The following is a 16,077-nucleotide window of genomic DNA, read 5'->3' as shown; positions in this document are numbered from 1 at the left end:
ACTTTTGCAGCGCAGTGCTCAACGGTAACCGCGCCATGTGTCTGGCCTTCAACGATCCGAAATACAACCAATCCCCATACTCGCGAACGGTGGTGATCGGCGAATAGTTGTCGCTGCTACCGTCCTGCAAGTTGGCGATCACTTTGCCGTCCAGATCCAGGCCCAGCGCGAAGGCGCGTTTCTCCACCGGTTTGGGCAGGAAAGTCATGGCCCGCACGATCATCTTGCGCACGAAGGGATGCGGCGCGGTGGCATCGAGCAATGCGTTGCGCGGTGCATAGAGCGCCACCCAGAAGCGGTCGCGGCCATTGAACGCGAGGTTGTCCGGCAACCCTGGCAAGTTGTCGATGAATAGATCACGGGTGCCGGCTTTCGGCCCGCTCAGCCAGTAGCGACTGATGCGATAGGCTCCCGTTTCGTTGACCAACACAAAGGCATCGTCTGGGCCCAGGGTCACGCCGTTGGCGAATTCCAGCTTATCCAGCAGGACCTCGGTCTTGCCGGTCTGGAAGTCATAACGCAGCAAGCGGCCATCGCCGCCGTGCTCGATAATCGCGTCGCCGTCACTGCCGTAGCCAAAGCGGCTGGAGGCATCACTGAAATAGGCGTAGTGCCCGGATTTGTCGATCGCCACGTCGTCGGTGAAACCGAAGGGCACGCCGTTGGCCGCCGTGGTCAATGGAATCAACCGGCCCTGGGCATCCAGTGACAGCAAGCCCTTGACCCCATCGGCAATCACCAGCAGACCGTTGGGATGACGGGCCAGGCCCAAGGGTCTGCCGCCCGTATCAGCCAGAATCCTGGTGACCTTGCCGTCGAGGCTGGTACGGATCAATCGGCCGTCATGCAAACCCGTGATGAGGACGTTTTCCTCCAGCAGCAACGCTTCCGGGCCGTCGATATCCGCGGCGCCGACGCGCTCCATGCCTTTGAGGCGCTGATTGTCGGCGTAGAGGCCGCTGGTGAGGGAGGGCGCGGGTGACGGTGTCCAGGCCACCGGTTGAACCTTGGTCGGCATCAGCAGCAGAAAGGCGCCGATGGCAACGACCACCAGCAACACCACATGGCGAAACTTGACGGTGCGACTCACGCGCTGACTCCTGCCGGGGCCCATTGTTTTTGCGCCATTTCGCGCAATGCCAGCATCGACGCTGCCGACTCACGATCGATGCGGCGCTTGAGCAGCAGTCGATTGGCAATGCGCATCGCAAGGCCGCTGAACCGATACTCCAGGGTGCGGACAAAGCGTGTTCCATCGCCCTGGGCCTCGCACTCGTAAGTCACCACCAAAGACAACCCGTGATCGTCATGGGCCCAGGCACTCCAGCGGCGTCCCGGCAGGTATTCGTTAACCTCCCAGTGCAAGTGTCCCTCACGCCCGCCCGCCTTGATGTCTTCCTCGAACCGCCCCCCGGCATGCAGCGGACCGCTCTGGCCATCGACCTTGAGGGACGAAGGATGCCACTCAGGCCAACGGGTCACGGTGCTGGCATAGGCGAGCACGTCAATCGGGTCTCCAGCAATGTCGATCTGATGCTGCATGCAGGTCATGGGCGTTCTCGTCGGGTGCAGGTCGATCGGCTCGGGTTCCCAATAGAGGGTGCCGAACAGGTAGTCCATCAGCGGAAAAACGATATTGAAATTGCGTTCCTGCATCAGCTCACGACGGTGATGCAGCTCATGCAGGCGGCGCATCTGGCGGATCCACGGCAACCGTGTGACGGGGTTCTCGGGTGGCAGGTGCTCGCAGGCATGGAACACTTCATAGGTCAGGTAGCCGAGGACCAGGCAGCCGCCGAACAACCCGGCGACGTTGGCATCGAACTGCTCAAGCAACCACCAGACGGGCAGGGTGATGACGACCGTGTGCAACACGATCAGCCAGGCTGGAAACAGAATCACCCGCCAGTCCCGGGCCGTGTCGTAGCTCATGTGGCCGGGGGCGAAAAAGCTGTGATGGTCGCCGGCATGGCGGGCGTAGAACAGTCGTGCGAAGCTCTTTTTGTGATGCCCCAAATGCCGATGGATCCTGTACACGCCGAAGTTGAAAAACAACAACGTCAACGGCACCGCCAGCCATTCCAGTGGCTGTACCCGGTGTACGGTGCTCCAGAATCCGCCGATGGCCAGCACCCCGAACAGCAGCACAAAAGCGCCGTGCAGCCATGGGTTGTAGAGCGGATGAATAGCAGCGCGGTAGCGGGCGCGGAATGCTTCGGTGGTCTGCCTCACTGCAATCACCTGTCGTTATTGTTATCTCCAGCAGATTAGACGATCCCGGCGTTTTGGCTGGCCCAACCTTGAGAACGCAACCGCCATGCTTCGGTGCAAACCGGGCTCAGGTCAGCGGGTTCCAGCGTTGCGACCAGTCATCGTCGGATTTGATCACTTCGCGCAGCAGGTCGAAGGCGTGTTGCAGGGTCGCCGAGTCGCGGTCTCGGGAGTAAACCAGATAGGTCGGGTAGCTGAATTCGGGGGCTTTGGGCACTTGCTCCAGTACACCGCTTTCTAGATAACTTTGGACCACCCGGGTGCGGAAATAGCCACTGCCGCCGTTTTCCAGAATGTACTGCAAGCCCAGTGGGCCGAGGTTAAAGCTCAACGCAGCTTTGGCTTTTTCCGGCAGGGCCGCATCGTGCTGACGGCGGAAGTCCGGGCCCCAGTCGATGTACACGTAGGGATCGGGTCGTGCGGCCAGGCGGATAAGGACCAGTTTTTCTTCCAGCACCTGTTCGACTTGCAGGCGTGGCCAATACTCGGGCTGGTAAACCAGCGCCGCATCCAGAACCCCCAGTTCCAGTTGGCGCAGCAGGTTTTCACCGTCACGGATTTCCATGCGCAGGGCGTGGCTGGGAATCTTCTCGCGCAGTGCGCCCGCCCAGCTGAGCATCAGCGGGTTGCACAGACTGACCTCGCCACCGATGTGCAATACGTCGCGATAACCCTCGGGCAACGGCAAATCCCGGCGCGCCGCTTCCCAGGTTTCGACCAGTTGATTGGCGTAGACCACGAAGGCTTCACCATTCGGCGTCAGGCGCGCACCGGCGCGGTTGCGTACGAACAACGTACTTCCTAGCTGGCTTTCGAGTTTCTGTACCCGCGCAGTGATCGCGGTCTGGGTAACGTGGAGTTTTTCAGCCGCCGCGGCAAGGCTGCCGTGACGGACGATTTCCAGAAAGGTGCGGGCTAGATCAATGTCCATGGGGCGGCCGGTGCGGGAGGTGCGCCATTGTAAGAGCACCGCTCACCTGTGGCGAGGGAGCTTGCTCCCGCTGGGGCGCGAAGCGGCCCCAAAACCTGTCGCCGCGATTTCCCAGATACGCTCCCGTCGGATAGTTTACGGCTGCTGCGCATCCGAACGGGAGCAAGCTCCCTCGCCACAGTTTCCCCTTTCACTTGGCTATTCGTTCAAAACGCGAAACACGAACAACCAAAGGCCCCCCAGAAACCGGCGAAATCACTGACCGGCGCCGAGGACAACCGTGCCCGTTCGTGGCTATGGGCATGCACCGCGCAAGCCCCGACACATTGATGAACCTGCGCCGTCAGCGGTGCCAGGGGTTTCCAATGGCCGGGTACTTTGGCAACGGGCGACCACTCAGGCACCACCGGGACGGGAGGCGGCCCGAGTTTTTCAAACTCGACACTGCCGTAGACGATTTTACCGTCAACGATGGTCAGTACCGATTCGATCCATTTGACCGCTTCATCCTCGATGTGGAAATAGTCCGCCGACAACGCAATCAAGTCGGCCAGCTGCCCAACCTTGATCTGGCCTTTTTTGCCTTGCTCGGAGGAAAACCAGGCGCTGCCGTGGGTAAAGAGTTCCAGCGCGGTATCGCGGCTCAAGCCTTGCGGGTACAGCGCCAGACCACCGACGGTGCGACCGCTGATCAGCCAGTACAGCGAAGTCCAGGGGTTGTAACTGGAGACGCGCGTGGCATCGGTGCCGGCGCCGACCGGAATGCCTTCGGCCAGCATGCGAGTGATGGGTGGCGTGGCTTCGGCAGCCTTGGCGCCGTAACGGTCGACGAAGTATTCGCCCTGGAAGGCCATGCGGTCCTGGATCGCGATGCCGCCACCCAAGGCTTTGACCCGTTCGATGTTCTGCGGGGTGATGGTTTCGGCGTGGTCGAAGAACCATGGCAAGCCGTCGAACGGAATGTCGCGATTAACCTTCTCGAACACGTCGAGCATGCGGCTGATGGATTCGTTGTACGTGGCGTGCAAACGGAACGGCCAGCGCTGCTCCACCAGATGGCGGACCACCGGTTCCAGCTCCTGCTCCATGGTTTGCGGCAGGTCGGGGCGGGGTTCGAGAAAGTCCTCGAAGTCGGCCGCCGAGAACACCAGCATTTCCCCCGCACCGTTGTGCCGTAGAAAATCGTCGCCCTGACCGTAGTGGGAGGTGCTGGTCCAGTTCTTGAAGTCGGTCAGCTCTTCCTTGGGTTTCTGGGTGAACAGGTTGTAGGCAATGCGCACCGTGAGTTGCTGGTCTTTGGCCAGTTGCTGGATGACTTGATAGTCGTCCGGATAATTCTGATAACCGCCGCCGGCATCGATGGCGCTGGTGACGCCGAGGCGATTGAGTTCGCGCATGAATTGGCGGGTGGAGTTGACCTGGTATTCCAGCGGCAGTTTCGGCCCCTTGGCCAGGGTCGAGTAGAGAATCATCGCGTTGGGGCGGGCGATCAGCATGCCCGTCGGGTCGCCATTGGCATCGCGCTGGATTTCGCCACCCGGCGGATTTGGCGTATCGCGGGTATAGCCGACCACCTTCAACGCGGCGCGGTTGAGCAGGGCGCGGTCGTAGAGGTGCAGGACGAACACCGGGGTATCCGGCGCGGCCTTGTTCAGTTCATCAATCGTCGGCAGGCGTTTTTCGGCGAACTGGAACTCGGTCCAGCCACCGACCACCCGCACCCATTGCGGCGTGGGTGTGCGGTCGGCCTGATCCTTGAGCATGCGCAGCGCGTCGACCAGTGAAGGGACGCCTTCCCAGCGCAGTTCGAGGTTGTAGTTGAGGCCACCACGGATCAGGTGCAAGTGTGAGTCGTTGAGACCGGGAATCACCGTGCGACCGTGCAGGTCGATAATTTGTGTGCCGGGACCTTGCAGGGCCATGGCTTGAGCATCGCTGCCGACCACCACGAAGCGTCCGTCCTTGATCGCGACGGCGCTGGCCTGAGGTTTTTTGCGGTCGACGGTGTGCAGGCGTCCGTTGTACAGAATGAGGTCGGCGGGGGCGTCGGGCATGGTTTTACTCCCTGCGATTAGCGGGCTGATCCAGGCACCGACGGCGCCTGCCGAAAGGCCTTGCAGTACACGGCGGCGGTTAAATCCGTCGTGGTCGTCAGGTGGGCTCATGGGCAGTGCTCCGCGCAAAAGCTTTTGATAAAGAAAGCGAGGGCAAACAGCCGATGTCTGACGCATGCGGCCAGAAAGAATATAGACGGCAAATCCACAGGTGGCCGTTTTCCGATGGCGAAAAACGACGAATCCCGCCTCGAGGGGCGGGATTCGTTTGCAGCCAGGCGTGCTCCCGAAGGTCGGGAGCGGCGCGCTTAGGCCGGGAACAGCTCGGACAGTTTCATGGCCAGCATCATGTCGCCTTCGGCGCGCAGTTTGCCGCCCATGAAGGCTTGCATGCCGTCGGTTTCGCCGCTGACGATGCCTTCCAGGGTTTCGCCGTCCATCACCAGAGTCACCTGTGCGTCCGGGTTCTCGCCTTCCTGGAGCTCGCAGGTGCTGTCCTTGACGATCAGCGAGAAGTTTTTGGTGTCGTCGATGCGGAAACCGAATACCAGGTCCAGACCGGCAGCAGCGGCTGGGTTGAACTTGGCTTTCATTGCTTGTACGGCATCAGCTACGGAGGTCATGGTTCGATCCTTTCTTGGGTAATTGGAGCTGGGTGAATACAGCCAGGGTCACAACAGTCCGGACTCAGCGAAACGTGATGAGTTCCGGGGTCTTCAACAGCTGCAAGTGCGCATGACTGTTGAAAGAAGACAGAGCCACCTCGCGACCGCGAAACTTCAGCAGGTTGAGCGAGGTGTTGACGATTTGCCAGTTCAGTTCAAACGCCTGCTTTGCCGGCATTTGCGTAATGAGATGGAGCAGCGCCGTGATAGTGCCGCCGGAGGTGAACACGGCGATTTTCTGGGAATTGTCGGCGCTTTCGAGGATTCGCTGCAGACCGGCTTGCACCCGATCGACAAACCCCAGCCAGCTTTCCAGGCCCGGTGTGTCATAGGTGCCGGCGAGCCAGCGTTCGATGATCAGGGCGAAGATTCGCTGGAACTCGGCACGGTTTTGCGCGGCATTGCGCAGGATGTGCAGCGCTTCGGGTTCGTCCGGTAACATGGCTGGCAACAGCGCGCGGATCACCGCGTCGGCGTCGAACTCATTGAAAGCGGAATCGATTTCCAGGACGGGAACCGGCAGGCCTGCCGCAGCGAACTGTTGCAGTGCGCTATTGGCCGTGTGCTGCTGGCGGCGCAGGTCGCCCGAGAGGCAGCGATCGAAGCTGATGCCCAGCTCGGCGAGGTGCTGGCCGAGGACTTCTGCCTGGCGAACACCGGTCGGCGACAGGACGTCATAGTCGTCTGCACCAAAGGAGGCCTGGCCATGTCGAATCAAATAGATACTGCCCACGTCCGCGTCATCCCGGTACGTTGAAGGTTCGGCGAGGTTATGAGGATGACGGTGAGCTGTCAATGAAAAAACATACGCTTGTTTGAAATGCCCGTTACAGGGCTGTTGCCAGAGGTTTCACGGCTGGCCGCCGGGGCGGCGCATGGGTATGCTGGAGGCATCCCGCGCGCGTTCATGCAGCGCATCGTATTAAAGGAGTCCCTGTGGAGTTTTTTGCCGAGTACGCAGTTTTTCTGGCTAAGACCGTGACACTGGTGATCGCCATTCTGGTGGTCCTGGCCAGTTTCGCGGCGTTGCGCAGCAAAGGTCGACGCAAGTCGGTCGGCCAGTTGCAAGTCAGCAAACTCAATGATTTCTACAAAGGGCTGCGCGAACGCCTGGAGCAAACCTTGCTCGACAAGGACCAGCTCAAGGCCTTGCGCAAGGTCGAAGCTAAATCCGAGAAAAAGCAAAAGAAGAAAACCGAAGCCAAGCCACGGGTGTTTGTGCTCGATTTCGACGGCGACATCAAGGCCTCGGCCACTGAAAGCCTGCGCCATGAAATCACCGCGCTGCTGACCCTCGCCACGCCCAAGGATGAAGTGGTGCTGCGTCTGGAAAGCGGCGGCGGCATGGTTCATAGCTACGGCCTGGCGTCCTCGCAACTGGCGCGTATCCGTGATGCCGGTGTGCCGTTGACCGTGTGCATTGACAAGGTCGCGGCCAGCGGCGGCTACATGATGGCCTGCATCGGCGAGAAGATCATCAGCGCGCCGTTCGCGATCCTTGGCTCGATCGGTGTCGTGGCGCAGTTGCCTAACGTCAACCGCCTGCTGAAAAAGCACGACATCGACTTCGAAGTGCTGACCGCGGGCGAGTACAAGCGCACCCTGACGGTGTTTGGCGAAAACACCGAGAAGGGCCGCGAGAAGTTCCAGGAAGACCTGGACATCACTCACCAGTTGTTCAAGAACTTCGTTTCGCGCTATCGCCCGCAACTGGCCATCGACGAAGTGGCCACCGGCGAAATCTGGCTCGGTATTGCTGCACTGGACAAGCAACTGGTGGACGAACTCAAGACCAGCGATGAATACCTTGCCGAACGAGCGAAGAAGTCCGAGCTGTACCATTTGCACTATGCCGAACGCAAAAGCCTGCAGGAGCGCATCGGCATGGCGGCCAGCGGTTCGGTCGATCGTGTGCTGCTAAGCTGGTGGAGCCGGTTGACCCAGCAACGCTTCTGGTAATACTCGACAAGCATCATCGTTAAAAAATGAAACCGTGGATTCTTCCCCGGTTTCATTTTTTTTTGGGCGGGTTTCAAGTCCATCCATTTTCCTTACGGTGTTTGAGAATTTTCCTGAGATCTGTGTCGATCGCTCCCGCTTCCGGTTGATCCGTGGTCAGTTAGGCTGGTGTTCCTGAAATGCTTGCAATGGAATGCACCATGATCGACCACCCTAAAAAAGCCGACGATGTACCGACCTCTCCCGGCATGCGCCAAGTGCTGAAGTCCGCCATGGATGCTGCGCTGCCGCTAACTCCCAGTCAGTTTGGCGAACACCTGATCAAAGAAAAGTGGGGTCATGATATTGATCCCGCCACCGCACAGCTGGTGACCCTCGATTACGACTACAAGGGGCATCCCGCGCAGAACGGCATCCACCAGGGACGGGTGGCGAGTGCCATGTCGCTGGTGCAGGTGCTGATTTCCAACTATCAAACCGTGGGTGACGGGCGCTTCGGTGAAACAGCGTTTGGGTTGTATACCCCGCCTGACATTGGGCCATCCATACAGATCGTGGAACACGTCGATGAGTTTGCCGATAGTGGCGACGGTAACCACGACAGCTATGAAGGCCTCTATCGCCGAGACGCCGGGCAAGTCTTCGGGCCAGCCAACCAGATCGCCGTGCGACCGGCGGACTTCAAAAAGTGGGTCTGGGAGCTGGCTCTCAAGGATCTGTATCAGGCCTATCTTGATCAAGCCTGGCCATCGGACGAAATCATCGTCGCACCTGCCCCCCACGCACTGAAAACCTCGGTCAAAGCCGCCTTCGTCATGGCCGCTTTATTGCAGCGGGGTGAGAGCAGTCTGGACCCGGAAGGGCTCGCACTGGCCCTGCAGGCGGCAGGGCTGCCGTCGGATCAGGCATGGGCAACGCTCACATTCGAACAATTACAGGCACCCACCAGCGTGCCCGCGATGCTCGCTACGGGACGCTTGAAGCTTTATCGCTACACCTCGAAAGACATCTGGGGTTTGCGTGAACCTGGCGGCAGGATTGTGTTGTACATCCCCGGCAACTCGTCGCCCCTGCATGCGTTTGAGGATTCCGGGCAATTGCACCAGTGGGTTGTAGAGCAGGGCAGGCGTGACGATACGAAACAGGCCTTGGCCGCTCACTTCGCCGAGGATGATCGCAAGGACGGCACTTTCCATGCCGGTGTGTTGACGGCGCTGGACGGCATGGCGGTCTACCCGAGGGAACACCGGCTGACCAAAGAGGCGGGCTTCTTCAACGATGACGGTTTTTGGGAGCCTGCCCGATACATCGGCTTCGATGACTCGCCATCAGGTACCGATCCGTTTGCCCAGTTGGTCCTGACCATGAAGGAGGCATCCCTGGCCAGTGTCAAAACCATTCGTGACGATGCGCAGGTCAACCGGGATAACTTGAGTGCCTTCGTCGAACCGGTTGTGGAGTGGATCAACCGTTTCGGTCCTTTGGCGTTGTTCGTGCCCGGTGGTGAAGGGTTGCTGGTGCTGGCCGGTATCATCGATGCCGGGTATGGCCTTGATCAGGTTGTCAACGGTGCGACATCGAGCGATCGAGCAGCGGGTGTGACACGCACGGTGTTTGGCTTGCTTAATGCGCTGCCGCTGGCAGGCGCAGGCGCGGCACTCAAGGGTGAAGCTGCCGAGGCCGAGGCCGGTGCCCTTGCCGAGAGTGCGCGCGAACCTGGTGCAGCACCGAAGGACGAGTCTGCCAGGCCGACGCCGGATCAGGCCGTTGCCCCGATTCCCGGATCACCAAACCTGGCGCCGCCGACCCGCGTGGAACTTCTGCGCGGAATTGGCCCGTCGGTGGCGTCTTTCAGCGATGAAATGCTGGCGCAGATCGCCAAGGTCAGTACAGTCGATGACGACATGCTGCGGTTGATGCAGGCCGGGCGCCCGCCGACGCCTTTGCTGGCCGATACCATCAGCCGTTTCAGGATCGATCAGGAACTCGAGCAAGCCGCTGTGGCACAGGGCGAGCGAGTCGAACTGTTCAACAGCCGTTACGAAGCGCTTCAACACTCGGAACATGCAGGGGTCCGATTGTTTCAACGCCAATACCCCGACCTGCCCAAAAGCGCCATTGAGCAAATGCTCGACCGTTATGGCGTGGATATCCAGAGCCCTTCTGACGCGGTCCAGCTCCGGCAGATGTTCAATCGTCTCGACAGCAAGGCCCGGCAATACCAACAGCATGTACGGCTTAATCGTGCGTATGAGGGGGTGTACCTTCCTTCGGTGGTCAACCCGGAGTCCGACACGCTGGCCCTGCATTCCCTCAAAAATCTGCCCGGATGGCCAAAAAACCTTCGAATCGAAGTCCAGGACGGTTCCGTCGCAAGCCGCGTTCTGGACCGTAGCGGTGCGTTTGACGCCACCCATCTTCGACGGTTGATCAAGGTGGGGAGTCGTTACCTGAGTCGCGATGTGCAAACGGACTTCTATGAGGCTGTGCTTGAAGTCTTGACCGAAGACGAGCGCTCGGCCCTGCAACTTTTAACGCTCGATCCGGCCCGCGAGTTACGGCTGAAAGTCGGCGAGCGGGCAATGCCCCGATCCGAGTTAGTGCTTGGTTTGGGCAGGATGGATTCCGGCCTGCCCTTCGAGGCGCAAGGGCTGCGTGGCGGCGGCTTCCCCGGTACGCCTCAGGCCGAAGAGCTGACGCACGAGATGATGAGGTTGCAGCTCAAGGAGCTTTATCCGGACTTCTCGGATGCCGAGGCCGATGAAGTCCTACAGCGTACCGGTGGCAGGGCCCAGGCTCATATCGACGCGCTGAAGCAGGCGTTTCAACAATTGCACATCGACCTGAGCGGCTGGATCGATCAGGTAGCGCAAGACATTGTGGAAATGGACGTTCCTTTCCTGAATGAAGCTGACAACGAGGCACAGGGGCTGACTGAAGAGCAGATTGAAGTGCATAACGAGAACCTGGTTCAGAGCGCCATGTACTACGAGCGTGAATCCAGGATCGAGCTGGCTGACGAGCTGATCACCCTCTGGCGAAAGCGGGCATCGCAAGATCAGCGCGTCTATTCAGGCGAACAGCTTGTGGGGTTCAAGCTCGACATGGCGGGCGAGGACTATCATCGATTGCCGATCATGAACGTCAGGTTCCACGACGTCGTCGAGTTGTCGATGCCGCACTTCCATGTGACCGAGCGTGAAACCTTGAATGGGTTCCTCGAGTGTTTTCCGAATCTGCAGACCTTGAATCTTGAGGGTGTCGAGTTGACCCAATTCGACCTCGAGGGTGAGGCGCAGTCTGTTCTGCCGACGGCCATGTTCAGCCTGACTCATCTCACGTCGCTGAATCTCAAGGCTACTGGCCTGGTCTTCACCGAAGAGACGGCGTCACAGCTGAGCGGGATGGCCATGCTTCAATCGCTGGACCTGAGTGAAAACCCCTTGGGCGTGCCCCCCATGTTGCTCGGGATGAATGACTTGCGTCGGCTGAACCTCGGCGACACCCAGATTACCCGGTGCCCGATCGGCATCAGGGATGAGCCCTATATGACCTCTTTGGACTTGAGTCATAACCGGATCACCCGGGTTCCGCCCGCAGTGATAAATCAGGCCGTCTCGGTGGATCGTCTGCTGCTTTGGAGCAATCCACTGACAGACGAGGACACGCTCCGCCGACTGATCAGTCATCGTGAGCAAACCGGAATCAATTTATGGCTGAGCGCACCAGGTGCTGACTATGGACAGCCGATTGTGTGGCTTCGGGACTGCGATGAACCGCTGCAACAGTCCCGACAAGCCCTTTGGCAGAGGCTGGCGGGCAAACCCTCCGGTACGCGGTTTTTAAGCGCAATCGACAGGCTGAGCCTCACCGCCGACTTTCAGGTCAGTTATCAGTCGCTTCAGGCGCGAGTCTGGCGGCTTTTGGAGGCGGCAGATGCTTCAGACGAAGTATTGAGTCGATTGAGCGCAGTGCTTGGCCGGCTTGAAAACCCATGGGTGGCGTTCAGGGCATTGGAACAACGCGCAGGTTTTTGAACGGATTTGTTCGTGTCGTGACTGACAAGGAGGGAGGCCTTGAACCCCTGCCAAGGGGTTCAAGGTTGAACGATCAGCGGCGACGGAACAGCGGCAGCGGTTCGTCGGTAGCAGCCTGATAGGTCACCGAGAAGTCCTTGAGACCTTCCAAGGCTTCGTACGGGTCTTTATCGGCGCGGATCGCAAAGGCGTCGAAACCGCAGCGGTGCAGGTAGAACAGCTGGTCGCGCAGCACATCGCCAATTGCCCGCAATTCGCCTTTGAAACCATAACGGTCACGCAGCAGGCGGGCGTTGGAGTAGTTGCGACCGTCGGTGAAGGCCGGAAAGTTCAGGGCGATGACCTGGAAATTTTCCACGTCGTCACCGATTTCTTCCGCTTCTTCATCGGCATCCAGCCACACGCCCAGGCCGCCATCGCGGGCCTTGAGCATACGGCTGTGTTCGCGCCAGAGCTGCAACGGGACGATGTAGTCGTCGCAGTTGCTGATCTCGTCGATGTTGAAGTCCTTGGGCAGCAAGTGCCAGGTTTCGTCGACGACTTCGTTGTTCTTAATTATTCGCTGCATAGACGCGCTCCTTGAAGAGGTCGATGCCAATACGCTGATAGGTGTCAATGAAACGCTCGTCTTCGGTACGTTGTTCGATGTACACGTCGATCAGCTTTTCGATCACGTCAGGCATGGCTTCCTGGGCGAAAGACGGGCCGAGGATTTTACCCAGGCTGGCGTCGCGGCTTGCGCTGCCACCCAGGGACACCTGGTAGAACTCTTCGCCTTTCTTGTCCACCCCGAGGATGCCGATGTGGCCGACGTGGTGGTGACCACAGGCGTTCATGCAGCCGGAGATGTTCAGGTCCAGTTCGCCGATATCGAACAGGTAATCCAGGTCTTCGAAGCGACGCTGGATCGATTCGGCGATCGGGATCGACTTGGCGTTGGCCAGCGAGCAGAAGTCGCCGCCCGGGCAGCAGATAATGTCGGTGAGCAAGCCGATGTTCGGCGTGGCGAAGCCCTGCTCACGCAACTCGCCCCACATCGCGAACAACTGGCTTTGTTCAACGTCGGCCAGAATGATGTTCTGCTCGTGGGACGTGCGCAGTTGACCGAAGCTGTAACGATCGGCCAGGTCGGCAACGGCATCGAGCTGCTTGTCGGTGATGTCGCCCGGTGCAACACCGGTCGGCTTCAGGGACAGGGTCACGGCGACATAACCCGGCTTTTTGTGGGCCAGGGTATTGCGGGTGCGCCAGCGCGCGAAGCCCGGGTGTTCTTTGTCGAGTTCGGCCAACGCCTGGGCCTGGTTGTCCAGAACCTTGTACTCGGGGTCGACGAAGTGTTTGGCCACACGATGCACTTCGGCGTCGGTCAACGTGGTCTGGCCACCGCGAAGGTGCTCCATCTCTGCGTCGACTTTTTGTGCGAAGACTTCTGGGGTCAAGGCCTTGACCAGAATCTTGATCCGCGCCTTGTACTTGTTGTCACGACGGCCGTAGCGGTTGTAGACCCGCAGGATGGCGTCGAGGTAGCTCAACAGGTCTTGCCACGGCAGGAATTCATTGATGAACGCGCCCACCACCGGGGTACGGCCCAGACCACCACCCACCAGCACACGGAAGCCCAGCTCGCCAGCGGCGTTGTGCACCGGCTCAAGGCCGATGTCATGGACTTCGATGGCCGCACGGTCGGAAGTCGAACCGTTGATGGCGATCTTGAACTTGCGCGGCAAGTAAGCGAATTCAGGGTGGAACGTGGTCCATTGGCGGACGATCTCGCACCACGGGCGCGGATCGATCAGCTCGTCGGCAGCGACACCGGCGAACTGGTCGGTGGTGACGTTGCGCAAGCAGTTGCCGCTGGTCTGGATCGCGTGCATTTGCACGGTCGCCAGTTCGGCAAGGATGTCCGGGATGTCTTCCAGCGCCGGCCAGTTGAACTGTACGTTCTGCCGGGTGCTGATGTGGGCGTAGCCCTTGTCGTAGTCACGGGCAATCTTGGCCATCATTCGCGTCTGGCGCGAAGTCAGTTGGCCGTAAGGCACCGCCACCCGCAACATCGGCGCGAAGCGCTGAATGTAAAGGCCATTTTGCAGGCGCAGAGGGCGGAATTCTTCTTCGCTCAGCTCGCCTGCCAGATAGCGTCGGGTCTGATCACGGAACTGCTTGACGCGGTCCTCGATGATCCGCTGATCGTACTCGTCATATACGTACATATAAGTCCTGTTCTCAGGCTTGGGCCGGTCGGATCCAGTTGCGTTTTTCGCTTGGAAGTCTCCGATACTGCCTCGGCAATTCTGCGCGCACGGCCGCGCACTCCCAACGGAGCCGGGGCAAGATACCAGTTTGCAGTTATGCGCAAAAGTGATGTTTGAGTATATGTAAAGAACCAAAACGACTAATGAGATCCAATGACGTAAAACCCACATTTGTGGTGCGGGCAATCATCGTCTTAACTGTGCTCGAGTCTTTATGCAATCACCGATAAAACCGACAAGAGGCGATGCAATGAGCAACCCTACCAAAACGTCAAAACCCGATAGCACGGTCGATGCTTGGGCCATTCTGTTCCTGATCATCCTGGTCGTGGGCACCGCGGTATTTTGGGTCAGTCATCAATAACCGACCCCGTCCGGGCCTCATTCCGACGATTGTCGGACAATAACCGGAATAAGCGCCGTTTTCCGGGACTTCGCTGGCTATAATGCGCGGCGAATTGCCGGGGGGCTCGGACGATCAATGTTGAAGTTTTTCTACTCATTCCTGCTGATGCTTGGCGCGGTTTACGGCCCTGTTGCGCGCGCGGAATCGGTATTGTTCCTCAGCCCTGGACAGACTGACGAAGCCTTCTGGGTCAGCTATTCGCAATTCATGCAGGCGGCAGCCACGGATCTGGGCATTGATCTGCGAATTCTCTATTCCCGGCGCATGCCGGAGCTCACGCTGGCGCAGGCTCGTCAGGCGCTGCAAGGCCCTGATCGTCCGGACTATCTGATGTTCGCCAACGAACAGTACGTCGCTCCGCAGATCATTCGCCTGGCCGAAGGCAGCGGGGTGAAGCTGTTTATGGTCAACGCTTCGCTGACGGCCAATCAGCAGAGTCTGCTGGGGGATCGCTCTGATCGACTGGGCAGCCTGGTGCCCAACGACGAGGAGGGTGGCTACCTGATGCTCAAGGAACTGATTCGCCAACATCCGCCCGTGGCGCCCGGTCAGGTCATCGAGTTGTTGGCGTTTTCCGGCCTGAAGATCACCCCTTCGGCGCAATTGCGCGAGCAAGGCATGATGCGTGCCTTGGCCGAGCACCCTGAAGTGCGCTTGCGCCAACTGGTTTACAGCGGCTGGACCCGGGAACGGGCCTATGAACAAGCCAAACTGTTGTTCCGGCGTTACCCGAAGGTCTCGCTGGTGTGGTCAGCCAATGACGAAATGGCGTTTGGCGCCATGCAGGCGTATTCGGAGGCGGGCGGGATACCCGGCAAGGATGCGTTGTTCAGTGCGGTCAATACCTCGCCGGCGGCGTTACAGGCGACAGTTGACGGACGCATCAGCGTGCTGTTGGGCGGGCACTTCACGTTGGGCGGCTGGGCACTGGTGGCGTTGCATGATCTTGATCAGGGAGTGGATCTCAGCCATTACGGCGGCCGAGACCGGCAAATCCCGTTGTTGCAACTGATCGACAAGGCACAGGCCAGGCGTTTGCTGGCCATGGGTGAATCACCGGATTACGGTGTGAACTTCCGCCGCCTTTCAGCCAAGGGCCGGTCGACGTCGTATCGCTATCCGTTCAGTCTGCAAACCTTGATGCGCTAAACCCCAGCCAGATGCACCACCAGCTGCACGATGCCATACAGCGTCAACGCAAACACCGCGGTGAACAAAATCCCCAGAATCACGAAATGACTGGGCTTGCCGTGAGTGAAGTCTCGGGCCCGGTTCTTCCCGCTCTGCACCCCGAACGCCGCCGCCAGGACGCTGTGCAGCATCTGCCAGAAAGTGGGCGGCTTGTTGTCGGCTGGATCGTCCATAAACCCCTCGTCACCAATGTGTGAGAGCTAAGCATAGACAATCCCCAAAAACCTGTGGGAGCGTGGCTTGCCCGCGATGGAAGCGCCGCGGTCTCACAGGGAAACCGCGTCATCGTTCATCGCGGGCAAGCCACGCTC

The 16,077-nt window shown here is 59.5% G+C and carries 12 protein-coding genes; 3 read left to right on the top strand and 9 right to left on the bottom strand.

Going from position 1 to position 16,077, the window contains the following annotated elements:
• The 6 genes from KGB03_RS30435 to KGB03_RS30410 form a co-directional block, all read right to left on the bottom strand.
• The coding region (locus KGB03_RS30435) for an SMP-30/gluconolactonase/LRE family protein (RefSeq protein ID WP_263293715.1) at nt 1-1,114 on the bottom strand (1,114 nt) is incomplete at its 3' end.
• Nucleotides 1,087-2,232, bottom strand: a complete 1,146-nt coding sequence (locus tag KGB03_RS30430; RefSeq protein WP_223530839.1) for an SRPBCC family protein — start codon at nt 2,230-2,232, stop codon at nt 1,087-1,089. The genes KGB03_RS30430 and KGB03_RS30435, both read right to left, overlap by 28 nt.
• A 106-nt stretch (nt 2,233-2,338) precedes the next feature.
• Nucleotides 2,339-3,202 carry a LysR family transcriptional regulator gene (locus KGB03_RS30425; protein WP_218537151.1) on the bottom strand — a complete coding sequence of 288 codons (864 nt, stop codon included), beginning with the start codon at nt 3,200-3,202 and terminating at the stop codon, nt 2,339-2,341.
• 206 nt (nt 3,203-3,408) lie between these two features.
• On the bottom strand, nt 3,409-5,256 hold the full coding sequence (locus KGB03_RS30420) for an amidohydrolase (protein ID WP_218537248.1): 1,848 nt from the start codon (nt 5,254-5,256) through the stop codon (nt 3,409-3,411).
• Between the two features lie 308 nt (nt 5,257-5,564).
• Nucleotides 5,565-5,879 (bottom strand): SCP2 sterol-binding domain-containing protein, encoded by a 315-nt coding sequence (locus tag KGB03_RS30415; protein ID WP_008154977.1) that lies wholly within the window; start codon nt 5,877-5,879, stop codon nt 5,565-5,567.
• Between the two features lie 64 nt (nt 5,880-5,943).
• A complete protein-coding gene (locus tag KGB03_RS30410; RefSeq protein WP_223530836.1) occupies nt 5,944-6,654 on the bottom strand; it encodes a histidine phosphatase family protein in 711 nt (236 codons plus the stop codon).
• Between the two features lie 203 nt (nt 6,655-6,857).
• On the opposite strand from KGB03_RS30410, the gene sohB reads away from it, so the two are divergent.
• Together sohB and KGB03_RS30400 are read left to right on the top strand one after the other, a co-directional pair.
• Nucleotides 6,858-7,880 carry a protease SohB gene (sohB, locus tag KGB03_RS30405; protein ID WP_102614296.1) on the top strand — a complete coding sequence of 341 codons (1,023 nt, stop codon included), beginning with the start codon at nt 6,858-6,860 and terminating at the stop codon, nt 7,878-7,880.
• Nucleotides 7,881-8,080: 200 nt separating this feature from the next.
• Nucleotides 8,081-11,917, top strand: a complete 3,837-nt coding sequence (locus KGB03_RS30400) for a leucine-rich repeat domain-containing protein (RefSeq protein ID WP_223530834.1) — start codon at nt 8,081-8,083, stop codon at nt 11,915-11,917.
• 73 nt (nt 11,918-11,990) lie between these two features.
• Here KGB03_RS30400 and KGB03_RS30395 read toward each other — a convergent pair whose 3' ends face one another.
• Nucleotides 11,991-12,485 carry a DUF934 domain-containing protein gene (locus KGB03_RS30395; protein WP_111449837.1) on the bottom strand — a complete coding sequence of 165 codons (495 nt, stop codon included), beginning with the start codon at nt 12,483-12,485 and terminating at the stop codon, nt 11,991-11,993.
• The gene (locus KGB03_RS30390) at nt 12,469-14,127 is read right to left on the bottom strand and encodes a nitrite/sulfite reductase (protein WP_192407950.1); all 1,659 of its coding nucleotides are present in this window, start codon (nt 14,125-14,127) and stop codon (nt 12,469-12,471) included. The genes KGB03_RS30395 and KGB03_RS30390 overlap by 17 nt, the downstream gene beginning before the upstream one ends.
• A 523-nt stretch (nt 14,128-14,650) precedes the next feature.
• Between KGB03_RS30390 and KGB03_RS30385 the strand changes: the two genes are divergently transcribed.
• Nucleotides 14,651-15,724: an ABC transporter substrate-binding protein gene (locus KGB03_RS30385; RefSeq protein WP_218537147.1), complete on the top strand. Its 1,074-nt coding sequence runs from the start codon at nt 14,651-14,653 to the stop codon at nt 15,722-15,724.
• Here KGB03_RS30385 and KGB03_RS30380 read toward each other — a convergent pair.
• Nucleotides 15,721-15,939, bottom strand: coding sequence for a DUF2970 domain-containing protein (locus KGB03_RS30380; RefSeq protein ID WP_111449834.1), 219 nt, complete (start codon nt 15,937-15,939; stop codon nt 15,721-15,723). The genes KGB03_RS30385 and KGB03_RS30380 overlap by 4 nt on opposite strands.
• Between the last annotated feature and the right edge of the window lie 138 nt (nt 15,940-16,077).

This window comes from Pseudomonas sp. BF-B-26, from assembly GCF_019956495.1.
In the GTDB taxonomy this organism is placed as follows: domain Bacteria; phylum Pseudomonadota; class Gammaproteobacteria; order Pseudomonadales; family Pseudomonadaceae; genus Aquipseudomonas.
This window is presented reverse-complemented; position numbering and strand designations above follow the sequence as displayed.